This is a genomic window from Desulfotignum balticum DSM 7044, from assembly GCF_000421285.1.
Taxonomy (GTDB): domain Bacteria; phylum Desulfobacterota; class Desulfobacteria; order Desulfobacterales; family Desulfobacteraceae; genus Desulfotignum; species Desulfotignum balticum.
Genome location: NZ_ATWO01000001.1, coordinates 3654989 through 3666763 on the forward strand (window position 1 = coordinate 3654989; position 11775 = coordinate 3666763).

Annotated in this window: 9 protein-coding genes; 4 read left to right on the top strand and 5 right to left on the bottom strand. The window is 53.3% G+C overall.

The annotated features are described in order from the left end of the window. Positions 1–43: 43 nt before the first annotated feature. The 5 genes from K365_RS0118445 to K365_RS0118465 are packed head-to-tail and all read right to left on the bottom strand — an operon-like array spanning position 44 to position 5432. On the bottom strand, positions 44–820 hold the full coding sequence (locus K365_RS0118445; protein ID WP_006968695.1) for a CoA-transferase subunit beta: 777 nt from the start codon (positions 818–820) through the stop codon (positions 44–46). 2 nt (positions 821–822) lie between these two features. After that, positions 823–1800 carry a CoA transferase subunit A gene (locus K365_RS0118450; RefSeq protein WP_006968696.1) on the bottom strand — a complete coding sequence of 326 codons (978 nt, stop codon included), beginning with the start codon at positions 1798–1800 and terminating at the stop codon, positions 823–825. 56 nt (positions 1801–1856) lie between these two features. Beyond that, entirely contained in the window at positions 1857–3869 is a 2013-nt protein-coding gene (locus K365_RS0118455; RefSeq protein ID WP_024335776.1) for a TRAP transporter permease, read from the bottom strand. 17 nt (positions 3870–3886) lie between these two features. Further along, positions 3887–4435 carry a DUF1850 domain-containing protein gene (locus tag K365_RS0118460; protein WP_169432965.1) on the bottom strand — a complete coding sequence of 183 codons (549 nt, stop codon included), beginning with the start codon at positions 4433–4435 and terminating at the stop codon, positions 3887–3889. 28 nt (positions 4436–4463) lie between these two features. Further along, a complete protein-coding gene (locus K365_RS0118465) occupies positions 4464–5432 on the bottom strand; it encodes a TAXI family TRAP transporter solute-binding subunit (protein WP_051147867.1) in 969 nt (322 codons plus the stop codon). Positions 5433–5715: 283 nt separating this feature from the next. Here K365_RS0118465 and K365_RS0118470 point away from each other — a divergent pair, with 283 nt between their 5' ends. From K365_RS0118470 to K365_RS0118485, 4 genes are all read left to right on the top strand, one after another. Further along, positions 5716–7257 (top strand): SDR family oxidoreductase, encoded by a 1542-nt coding sequence (locus K365_RS0118470; RefSeq protein WP_024335779.1) that lies wholly within the window; start codon positions 5716–5718, stop codon positions 7255–7257. A gap of 112 nt (positions 7258–7369) precedes the next feature. Then, positions 7370–8947 carry a bifunctional GNAT family N-acetyltransferase/carbon-nitrogen hydrolase family protein gene (locus K365_RS0118475; protein WP_024335780.1) on the top strand — a complete coding sequence of 526 codons (1578 nt, stop codon included), beginning with the start codon at positions 7370–7372 and terminating at the stop codon, positions 8945–8947. Positions 8948–9002: 55 nt separating this feature from the next. Beyond that, positions 9003–10553 (top strand): hybrid sensor histidine kinase/response regulator, encoded by a 1551-nt coding sequence (locus K365_RS0118480; protein ID WP_024335781.1) that lies wholly within the window; start codon positions 9003–9005, stop codon positions 10551–10553. Further along, the gene (locus K365_RS0118485; protein ID WP_024335782.1) at positions 10543–11670 is read left to right on the top strand and encodes a two-component system sensor histidine kinase NtrB; all 1128 of its coding nucleotides are present in this window, start codon (positions 10543–10545) and stop codon (positions 11668–11670) included. The genes K365_RS0118480 and K365_RS0118485 overlap by 11 nt, the downstream gene beginning before the upstream one ends. Positions 11671–11775 lie beyond the last annotated feature (105 nt).

The window sequence follows — 11775 nt, forward strand, 5'->3', positions numbered from 1 at the left end:
CGGATTGCTTTGTTTTCAACAATACCCATCCGGTCAGATATGGTCAGGCCGGGCCGAGAATCAGCCGCTGGGGATCACAGTTTTCCCGCAGAATTTTCAGTTCGGCCGGTGTGGGTGGATCGGCCGGGGCCGCCCGGGATACATCCATGTCAAACCCGGTATTTTCAAGAATCATTCCCGGTGTGGTGCCGGGATAATATTGATCCAGGTACATTTGACCCGTGTCCGTGTCAAACCGCATCACCCCTAAGTTGGTGACCACCACGCTGACCCCGCCGGGCCGAAGCCCTGCCTTTTCTCTGGCCCCGTTGCCCGTCAACTGCCCCGGACTGGTGAGATAATCCAGGTGTTTGACAAATTTTCGTGTTTCATGCTGCATGAATGCAATGCACCGGGGCACGAAACTGGCCACGTCACACCCGCCGCCGCTGCCGGAAAACCGGATATCCGGAGAAAAATAATCCCCGATGCAGGTGGTATTCAGATTGCCGTACATATCGATCTGGGCCGCGCCTAAAATCGCGATCACCCGGTCCCCGGTGATGCGGTTCTGCATGGTGGCAAAGGCATCGGTCAGGCTGGAGTTGGCTGCGGCCCAGTACATGATCCGGGGATCGGCCACGGCAAAGGGAATCTCTTCGAGCAGGGAATCCATGGCACCGGTTTCAAAAAAAATCACACTGTCCGGGGCATTGATTTTTTTGGCGGCCATGGCCGCAAGCATGGAGATGCCCGTGCCGGAAAAAACAATGTCCCCGTTTTTAATCTCCCTTGCCGCCATGATGGTCATGATTTCTTTGGGGGTATAAGAGGTGTCCATGATCAATCCCTTTTCATATTCACGCTGTAACCGGTTTTCGGATCAGCCGCAATGGCGGCGAGCCGGTCTTTGCCCACTTTTTCCAGAAACTGCTCATGGTCTTTCACCCCGAAAATAAACCGGTCCTGATACGCCTTGAATGCCGCCTCGTCTCTGGCGGCCTTTGCAAACCGCTTCAGATATTGCGCATCATAGTCATAATGGCCGTAAACGGCCGTGGGATAGCCGCCGAACGGCACATGGCACACGGCGGTCACATGGATGAAAGGAATCTGGTTCATGTCCGGATGTTCTCTGAGCACCGGTTTTTCCACCAGTTGTTCACAGGTCACGATCACATGCCGGGATGCCTTGACCTGTTCCACATCGGCAAAGGTCAGCCCCTGAATGCGGCAGGTGCCCATGGCATCGGCCTTTTGCACATGGATGATGGTGACATCCGGGTTGATGGCGGGCACAGCCACCACTTTTTTAGCGCCCCCCCAGTTCCCGAACGGATTGTCCACCACTGCCAGTTTGCTGTCCACAATTTTGGGGTCGGACCTGCGCATGGATTCTGAAAACCCCCAGGTGGTCAGCATGTCAGATCCCAGGCCGGACAACGTAGGCAAAAAAGGCACGCCCATGGCCCCGGCCATGAACCGCAGGCTCATCATATAATTGGAATAGTCTTCAAACAGGATCTCATTGTTCTGGACGGCTCTGGCAAACCGGATACAGGTGGGGGCGGCCTTGCCGTTTCCCCCATAAGCGATCTCCAGCCTGGAGACACACCCGGCCCCGATAAGTTCATCCAGGCCCGTGCCGTTGGAATGGGCATATAAATGCAACTCCTTGATTTTCTGGCGGATAATTTCATACACCGCCGCCATGGGGTTGCGGTTCAAGGTAAATCCGCCGATGGAGATGTGTGATCCGGTTTTCACAAACCGGGCCACGGCCTGGGCCAGCGGCATGATCTTGTTCAGGTCATTGTTCATTTTCGTTGTCTGATATCCTTTAATTCAATGTGATTTGTTTCATGCACACCCGCCGGTCAAGGGATCACAGAGGATGATCCGGCTTTCTGGCGGCCGAAAGACCATTTCTGCAGGGCCAGGGCGATCAGCAGCAAGATAAACCCCGCCGCTTCCGTCCAGTAGGAGGTCCACAGCAGCCCGGCCGCCGCCAGCCAGAACAGCCCGGTTTCCAGACCGGTGGCCGCCCGGATGCAGAACCGTTCCAGGGCCGAGGCAAAAGCCACCAGACCCAGAGTGGTGGTGATCATGGTGAGGATCACTTCCCAGTGCAGCAGTTCATAATTGTCTCCCATCCCTAAAAGAGGCCTGTATGCCATAACCAGGGGGATAATGTAAAGCCCTTTTGCCAGTTTCCAGGAAGCAAATGCCGTGCGCATGGGACTGGCCTTTGCAATGGCTGCCCCGGCAAAACTGGCCAGGCTCACCGGCGGAGTGACGTTGGAGTCCTGGGAATACCAGAACACGATCATGTGGGCCACCAGCACGGGCACGCCCATGTCCATGAGGGCCGGTCCGGCCAGGGTGGCCAGAACAATATAACTGGCCGTGACGGGCAGCCCCATGCCCAGTACCAGCGAGGCAACGGCAATGAGCAGAATGGCCAGGGTCTTGATGCCGAAACTCAATTCCATCACCAGGCTGGAAAATTTCAGTCCCATGCCCGTCAGGCTGACCATGCCCACAATAATACCGGCGGCGGCGCAGGCCACGGACACCATGACCGCATTCCTGGCCCCGTTTTCCAGGGCTTTGACCAGCAATCCCCCCTCTTTGGCCGCAAACCCTGACAGGCGCATGCGGTTTTCCCTGGTGATGACCCACCGGATGAAATTCACCAGAATACTGATGCCCAGGGTACTGACTACGGCAATGAACCCGGCCATCATGGGCGAATAATTGGACACCAGCACATAGATCAGAATCACCACCGGGATGATGAAATGAAGCCCGTTTTTGATCACTTTGGTAATTTTGGGCAGGGTCTCCTTAGGCTGACCCTTCAGGCCGAATTTTTTGGCTTCGTAATGGACAAACACCAGCACGGTGAGATAATACATGACCGCCGGTACCAGGGCCACCTTGATAATGGTCAGGTAGCTGGTGTTGGTGAACTCGGCCATGAGAAACGCGCCGGCCCCCATGATGGGCGGCATGAGCTGTCCGCCCGTGGAGGCGGCCGCCTCGATGGCCCCGGCCATGTGGGGCCGGTACCCCACTTTTTTCATCATGGGGATGGTAAATGACCCGGTGGCCGCCACATTGCCCACGGCGGATCCGGACACGGATCCCATGAATCCGGAAGCCACCACGGAGGCTTTGGCAGGGCCGCCGGAAAACCGGCCGGTCAGGGCATAGGCCATGTCAATGAAAAACGCGCCACCGCCCGTGGTTTCCAGAATCGCGCCAAACAACACGAACACAAACACAAAGGTAGCGGCCACCCCGATGGGCAGGCCGAAGATCCCTTCCGTGGTCAGCCACAGGGTGGTGGCGATCCGTTCGATGCTGTATCCCTTGTGGATAATCAACTCGGGCATGTAGGGCCCAAACATGGCATAAACAATGCTCAAAGCACAGATGCCGGTCATGAAGACCCCGATGACCCGGCGGCAGGCTTCCAGCACCAGCAGCACCCCCACAATGCTCACCACCCGGTCCTGAAACAGCCAGTCCCCCTGCCGGTCAAAGATCTCCGACAGATTGCCGCAGATATAATACGTACAATAGATGGACAGTCCTGCCAGCATCCAGTCCAGCACCACCCAGACCGACAGCTTGTTTTTTTTCATACCGGCAAACACAGATCGGGTCAGAAACACCAGGGTGAGGATGGCTCCCAGATGGATGGATCGCTGAACCAAAGCGGTCAGGGCCACCACGCCTGCGGTATACAGCTGATACAGGCTCAAACCCACGGCAATCGCCATCACCACCCGGGCAGTGAATGTCACCAGGGTGGGGTTTTGACCTGCTGAGGTGAATGTTTCATCTGGAGTTACTTGTTTTTCAGGTATATCAAGGTCAGTCATCGATGTTCCTTATGAAATTATGTGGATTCAGGCCATGACCCGGCCCGTCCTGAGCTGAAAAGATATGAAACGGCCTGGTACAGTTTCACGGGCCGGCCGGAAAGCCACACCCGCTGATGGGCAAACTGATTGGACAGATTGAACTGTTGCCCGCGCCAGATCAGGGTATGGGCCACCTTCGGACTGCCCACCCGCAACACAAACGTGTTTACAGGATAATGCATGTCCACAATGGCTTCATATTTTCCTTTCTGCACCATTTGGCCTATCCCGGGCATTTTTCCCATGCCGGCCCCGAATTTTTCATACCGTTCTTCTTCAATGAAAATCGTGCCGGACCGGTCCATGCTGTGGTCTTCCCAGATGGGGGTATTTTCAACGGAATGGTAATAATGCAGACAAAACCGTTCCCCGGGCGCCAGGGGCAGCACCAGGATGGGGGTATCTGCATCTGCCGGGGTAACATGCAGGGCCACGCCCGCCGGAATCATCATCAGAGCCCCTGCAATCAAAATAAGAACCAGGCCGAACAGACAGACGGCGGCAGCAATTTTCGGCCTGGTCATGATTTTCATTCCCGCGTATCCCTGGTTTTCAGGGTGTCAGTTTTTCAGGAATGGAAAACCCTTTTTCCTCCAGAAATTTGATGGTGCCCGGATGCAGCGGGATGGGAGAATAATTGACCGTGTTTTCAGGAACGGTATACGCGGCCGTGGGATGAATTTTTTTCAGATATTCATTGTTTTCAAACAGCGCTTTGCTCAAATCATATACGAGATTCGTGTCCAGGGATGCCTGGCAGATAATCACATTCCACACCCCGATGGTGGGTACATTTTCATCCACGCCCCGGTAGACACCGCCGGAAAGATCCACCCCGGCATAAGTGGCCTCGGCCGCCAGGATTTTTTGGGTCTGTTCCGGTGTAAACGGCAGAATGGTGATCTCATGGGTGGTGGCCAGATCCAGAATGGAGCTGGTGCCCGGTCCCACACACCAGATCCCCACATCAATGGTGCCGTCTCTGAGGGCATTGGCGCTTTCGGTGAACGACAGCCGGCTGTCTTTGTAGGAGTCCAGGGGGATATCCAAAGCTTTGAGCACGGCTTCAGCCATGAAATTGGTGCCGCTGCCCGGGCTGCCCGTGCTGATGTTTCTGCCCTTGACCTGTTCGATGTTGGTGATCCCGCTTTTTTTCAATGCCACCACCTGGAGCAGGTTGGGATACATGGTAGCCAGAGAGAGCACGTTCTGTTTCTTGTCTTTGAACGCATCCGTGCCGTTATAAGCGGCCATGGCCACATCCCCCATGACCAGACCGATAACGGTCTCTCCTTTGTGGGCCAGTTTGATGTTTTCAACACTGGCGCCCGTGACTTCCGCCACGGCTTTGACCCCGTCTACATGTTTGGACCAGATTTCAGCCACGCCGCCCCCATAAGGGTAATAAATGCCGCCGGTGCCGCCGGTGCCGATTCCCAGAAACGTGGTTTTGGCCACAACCGTTCCGGCAAACATCAGGGTGATGGATAAAATGACAAATAACATCGGTATTTTCTTCATCGGGCATATCTCCTTTTTTAAATTCAGGCATTTTTCGTGAAAATGACACAATTGTCCCATGAAAAGCGAGATGGCGTTAACCCATAGGCAGTCCCTCCTTGTTTGAGAAATTGACGATTTTTTCAACATCGCTGACTCTGGCTATAGCACAATACGTATTCTCATGCCAAGAAGAACTTGATTGACAAAAACCTTTTGCAATTTTGATGCGTTTTACATAAATTGACAACCAGACTAAATGGCTGTTTATCAAAAAACCAACCCATTTCATTGAGAACAACTTATGCATGAAAAAACAACCAGACCCGTCCTGGTGACCGGTGCCACCGGATATGTGGCCGGCCGGCTGATCCCGCTGCTTTTATCTTCCGGATACCGGGTCCGGGCCATGGGGCGGTCCGTTGAAAAAATGGTGGCCCGGCCCTGGGGCACAGTTCCCGGCATCGAGCTGGTGACCGGCGACATCATGGACACCGCTTCTCTGGACAACGCCGTTGCCGGGTGCGGCACCATCTATTATCTGGTCCACTCCATGATCTCCAGAAAAGCAGGCTACCGGGATGCGGACAAAACCGGGGCCGCCAACATGGTGAAAGCCGCCGCAAACCAGGGGGCGGATCACATCATCTATCTGGGCGGCTTAGGGGATATCCATCATCAAAATATCAGCGCACACCTGATATCCAGAAACGAGGTGGGCAAAATACTTCAAACCGGCCCGGTACCCGCCACAGTGCTCAGAGCCGCCATGATCTTAGGTTCCGGCAGCGCCAGTTTCGAGATCCTGCGGTACCTGGCCGAACGTCTGCCCATGATGATCACCCCGAAATGGGTGAGCATGCCCACCCAGCCCATTGCCATTACCAATGTGCTGGAATATCTGAAAGGGTGCCTGGAACATCCGGAAACCCGGGGCAAAACCTTTGACATCGGCGGCCCGAACATCGTGTCCTACCGGGATCTGTTCGCCATTTTCGCAGGAAAGGCCGGCCTGCCGAAACCTGTGATGATCCCGGTGCCCGTGCTCACCCCCCGGCTGTCTTCCCTGTGGATTCATCTGGTGACCCCGGTACCGGCCGCCATCGCCAGACCTCTGGCTGAAGGGCTGAGCCTGCCCACGGTGTGCACGGAACACCGCATCAGAGACATTATCCCCCAGGATCTGCTCACCTGCGGCCAGGCCATTGAACGGGCCCTGGACCGGGTCCGCCAGGAACAGGTGGACACCTGCTGGGCCGATGCCGGAGACCTGATCTATCCGGAATGGGCCCATTGCGGGGATTCCGGTTATTCCGGAGGCACGATTCTTAAATGCGGGTACCGGGCCATGGTTCAAGGCAGCGCATCAGACCTGTGGCCGGCCGTGGAACAGGTGGGCGGTGAGACCGGATATTATGCGGCAGATCTGCTGTGGAAACTCAGGGGCGTGATGGATGTATTCTCCGGCGGCGTGGGACTCCAGCGGGGACGGCGGTCCAGGCACAATCTGCGGGTGGGGGACGCCCTGGATTTCTGGCGGGTCCTGGAGATGAACGCGCCGCACCGGCTGCTGCTGGTGGCGGAGATGAAACTGCCGGGCCAGGCGTTGCTGGAAATCAAAATCACCCCGGCCGGGGAAAACCGGTGCGAACTGATCCTGCTGTCCCGGTTTCTGCCCAAAGGCATATGGGGCATGGCGTACTGGTATGCCCTGTACCCGTTTCACCAGTATGTGTTTTCCCGGATGCTGACCGGCATGGCAAAGGCGGCCGGAAAATCGTTGTTGACCCCGCCTCGGCGGTTCACCCCGAAAATCACCAACGCCTTTTCTCTGCCCGGAGAATAGATCTGTCCAGGTGATCCGGTTTCAAAAGAAAGTGGCAATTCAGAAGCAATCTTGATATAATACCTGATTCTGACCAGGAACCAGCAATGGATATTATAGTATTGGAGCGGATATGACCGACATTGAACCCACCGACCACAAACTGTCTTTAAGAAATCTGAAAAAAGAGGACTACCCCGATATCCAGCGCATCATGGACCTGGTGTACGCCGGCATGGGCGGGGCCTGGACCCCGGAAGAATTTGCCGTGCTCATTGATCAGTTTCCCGAAGGCCAGATATGCATTGAAGACAAAGGCAAAGTCATTGCCGCGGCCCTGGCCATCATCGTCACTGCCGAAGAATTTGAAAGACAGCGGCACACCTATGAAGACGTGGTGACCGGCGGCAAGATGTCCCGCCATGATCCCGAAGGCGATGCTTTGTACGGGGTGGACATTTTCGTGGACCCGGAGTACCGGGGCCTGCGTCTGGGAAGACGCCTGTACGATGCCAGAAAAGAATTATGCGAAACCCTGAACCTGAAAAGCATCATTTTCGGAGGCCGGATTCCCGGGTACGGCAAATATGCCAAAGAGATGACCCCGGCCCAGTATATCCAAAAGGTGAAAGCCACTGAGATCTATGACCCGGTGCTCACCTTTCAGCTGTCCAATGATTTTCACATCAAAAAAATTTTAAAAAATTACATTCCCGAAGACACCCAGTCCGATGCCTATGGGGTCCTTATGGAATGGAACAACATCTATTATGAAAAAAAACAGATCCTGTTCGGCGGCCGCAAGGCCTATCCCCGCATCGGTGTGGTCCAGTGGCAGATGCGGTCCTTCAACAATCTGGAGGAATTCCTCCACCAGGTGGATTTTTTCGTGGATGCCATGGCCGGGTACAACTCGGATCTGATCGTGTTTCCGGAACTGCTCAATGCGCCGATGCTCAAAAATTTTAATCAGGAAAATCCGGCCGAAGCCATGCGGTCCCTGTCCGAATATACCGACGATATCCGGGCCGCATTCGTGAACCTGGCCATCACCTACAACATCAATATCGTGACCGGGAGCCTGCCCCAGCTCAGGGATGACGATCTGTACAACGTATCATTTCTGTGCAGACGGGACGGGACCTGGGATTCCCAGGACAAGCTGCACATCACTCCGGACGAGGCCCAGTACTGGGGGTTCAAGGGAGGGCATTCTTTGAAGGCGTTCCAGACCGATATCGGCAAGATCGGCATCCTGGTGTGTTATGACGTGGAATTTCCCGAACTGTCCCGGTACCTGGCGGAAAAAGGCATGACCCTTTTGTGTGTCCCCTACTGGACCGACACCAAAAACGCGTATCTGCGGGTGAGGCGGTGTGCCCAGGCCCGGGCCATTGAAAACGAATGCTACGTGGCCATTTCCGGCAGCGTGGGCAACCTGCCCAAGGTGGAAAATATGGATATCCAGTATGCCCAGTCCGCCGTGTTCACCCCGTCCGATTTTGCGTTTCCCCATGATGCCATTGCGGCCGAAGCCACACCCAACACGGAGATGACTCTGATGGTGGACCTGGACCGGGATCTGTTAAAAGAACTGCGCCAGATCGGCAGTGTCAGAAATCTGAAAAGCCGGCGCAGTGAATTGTATGAAGTGCTGTGGAAACCGGATATGAATATTGAAAAAAATACCGGTCACAAACAGAATTTATGACAGACGAACTTCCCGGGTTTGGCACCCAACTCCCGGATAATAAAGCAACGGACCAATGAAAAATAAAATATCAGATAAAATACCTGAAAAAACAGACCGTTGTCGGATACTCATGGAACAGTCCAGAGACGGTATTGTCATTCTGGATCAGACAGGACAAGTGATCGAATCCAGTCAGCGGTTTGCCGACATGATCGGCCATCCTCTTGACTCCATGACCCGGCTCAAGGTGTTTGACTGGGAATATCTTTTTTCACCCGAACAAATACTTGAAATGATCAATCAGGTTGATGAAAAAGGAGATCATTTTGAAACCACACATCGGCGAAGAGACGGCAGCACCTATGATGTTGAAATAACAACCAATGCCGCCTGGTTTGATGGACAAAAGCAAATCTTTTGCATCTGTCGGGATATTACTGAACGAAAACAGATCGAGGCTGAGAACGAAAATCTTCAAACCCAACTCATTCAGGCCCAGAAGATGGAATCCGTAGGTCGCCTGGCCGGTGGTGTGGCCCACGATTTCAACAATATGCTGGGAATCATTCTGGGTCGCCTGGAATTTGCCATGGAAAAAGTCCACAAAAATGATTCAGTATATGTTGACTTGAAAGAAATTGAAACTGCGGCAAAGCGATCAGCTGATATCACAAATCAGCTGCTGGCCTTTGCCAGAAAACAACCGGTCTCACCCAGACAGCTGGATTTGAACGATACGGTAAAATACATGCTCAATCTGCTGCGTCGCCTCATCGGTAAAGACATTGATCTGATCTGGAAGCCGGGCGGTTCTTTATGGCCTTTAAAAATGGATCCCTCCCAGATCGACCAAATCCTTGCCAATTTATGTGTCAATGCCCGGGATGCCATCACCGGTGTCGGCAGTCTTACCATAGAAACCGGCAAACAGTCTTTTGATGAAAAATTTTGCAGTGAACATCCGGGTTTCATTCCCGGTGATTTTGTGCGGTTGACCATCAGTGATACCGGTTGCGGCATGGACAAAAACACGCTGGACAATATCTTTGAACCTTTTTTCACTACCAAGGGAGTCGGCCGGGGAACCGGTCTGGGACTTTCAACCGTCTACGGCATCGTAAAACAGAATAAAGGATTCATCCATGTCCACAGTGAGCCCGGCCAAGGGACCAGTTTCAACATCTATCTACCCCGATTTAAAGGTCAAAACAAAACTAACATGACGATGACGGGGGAAAAAGCAGCTTCAGGCGGAACAGAAACCATACTGCTTGTGGAAGATGACCCTGCCATTCTCAGAATGACCCGTTCAATGCTGGAACGAAACGGGTATTCAGTGATTTCTGCGGCCACACCCAGACAAGCCCTGACAGCGATGAAAAACCATGCCGGCACCATTGATCTGCTGCTGACCGATGTGATCATGCCGGAGATGAACGGCCAGGACCTGGCAGAAAAAATCACGGCGATTAATCCGGTCATCAAACGGTTGTTCATGTCCGGATATACCGCTGATATCATCACCCATCATACAATTTTGAACGATTCCGCGGCATTTATTCAAAAACCTTTTTCAATGGCTGATCTGGCAGAAAAACTGCGAGGACTGCTGGATGGAAAATAAACAGGAAAAACAGACCCAACAGTTTCTCGAAGCCATTAACAAAACCACTATCGACGGTTTCTGGGCTCTGAACACACAAGGAATCATTGTCGAAGTCAATGATGCATTCTGCCTGATGACCGGATATTCCAGAAAGGAGCTGGTGGGAATGACCATTGGAAATCTGGATACCATCGAATCTTTCGACATCACGGCCGCCCGGATTGAACGAATTGTCACCAATGGATCAGAATCGTTTGAAACCCGGCATCGCCGAAAGGACGGGACCACCTTTCCCATAGAAATTTCCGCCACCTGGATGACCTCGAACGGCGGACGACTGATTTGCTTCGGCCGGGATATCACGGAACGCAAACAAACTGAAAACCGGATTCGCCATCTTCAGAAATCAGAAAGCCTGGACCGCATGGCTGGTGCTATGGCCCATCATTACAACAATCTGTTGACTTCTGTAATGGGAAACCTGGAAATGGCCATGGAAGCACTGCCTAAAAACAGCCGAATCACCTCGAATCTGAAAGGGGCCATGCAGGCGGCGGAACGCATTTCAAAACTGGGAACCACCATGCGGATCTATCTGGGACAGACACATCCATCCCAAAAACGGCTGAATCTGTCAGAAACCTGCCGAAATGCTGTTTCAACACATCTGCCGGATTTCCCATCATGGATCTTACTGGAAACAAATTTCTTTGAACCAGGCCCAATGATCCGGGCGAACACGGACGAAATCGGACAGCTTCTGAAAATTCTGCTCAACAATGCCAGGGAAGCTATTGGGGATCAACCCGGAACCATATATGTCAGCACCTGTGAGGTGCTTGCCGGAAAAATTACTGGGACCTTGCGTCTCCCAGTGGATTTTCGACCTGAGGGTTCCGATTTTGCCTGTATCCGGATTCAGGACACCGGCCCGGGTATTCCGGAGAAGAATCTTGAAAAAATATTCGATCCTTTCTATTCTACTAAATTTGTCGGCCGGGGACTGGGACTGCCCATTGCCCTGGGTACCATAAAATCTTTGGGCGGCTGCATCACAGTGACGGCAGATGCGGGAAGCGGCCCGGTTTTCCAAATTTTTATACCGATTTCAGACAAACCTGTTCAAGGAGACTGATTCATTGAAAGATATCAGGAAAATGGGCGATTTCATATCCAGTAGATTTTTTGCTATTTTGACTCAAATATCAGCCCTGACTTATTTTGCAGTTATCCTGTTCCT

What these genes read in the sequence shown, in the direction of transcription:
- K365_RS0118445 (WP_006968695.1), bottom strand. Translation starts at nt 820, where the DNA reads ATGGACACCTCTTATACCCCCAAAGAAATCATGACCATCATGGCGGCA.
- K365_RS0118450 (WP_006968696.1), bottom strand. Translation starts at nt 1,800, where the DNA reads ATGAACAATGACCTGAACAAGATCATGCCGCTGGCCCAGGCCGTGGCC.
- K365_RS0118455 (WP_024335776.1), bottom strand. Translation starts at nt 3,869, where the DNA reads ATGACTGACCTTGATATACCTGAAAAACAAGTAACTCCAGATGAAACA.
- K365_RS0118460 (WP_169432965.1), bottom strand. Translation starts at nt 4,435, where the DNA reads ATGACCAGGCCGAAAATTGCTGCCGCCGTCTGTCTGTTCGGCCTGGTT.
- K365_RS0118465 (WP_051147867.1), bottom strand. Translation starts at nt 5,432, where the DNA reads ATGAAGAAAATACCGATGTTATTTGTCATTTTATCCATCACCCTGATG.
- K365_RS0118470 (WP_024335779.1), top strand. Translation starts at nt 5,716, where the DNA reads ATGCATGAAAAAACAACCAGACCCGTCCTGGTGACCGGTGCCACCGGA.
- K365_RS0118475 (WP_024335780.1), top strand. Translation starts at nt 7,370, where the DNA reads ATGACCGACATTGAACCCACCGACCACAAACTGTCTTTAAGAAATCTG.
- K365_RS0118480 (WP_024335781.1), top strand. Translation starts at nt 9,003, where the DNA reads ATGAAAAATAAAATATCAGATAAAATACCTGAAAAAACAGACCGTTGT.
- K365_RS0118485 (WP_024335782.1), top strand. Translation starts at nt 10,543, where the DNA reads ATGGAAAATAAACAGGAAAAACAGACCCAACAGTTTCTCGAAGCCATT.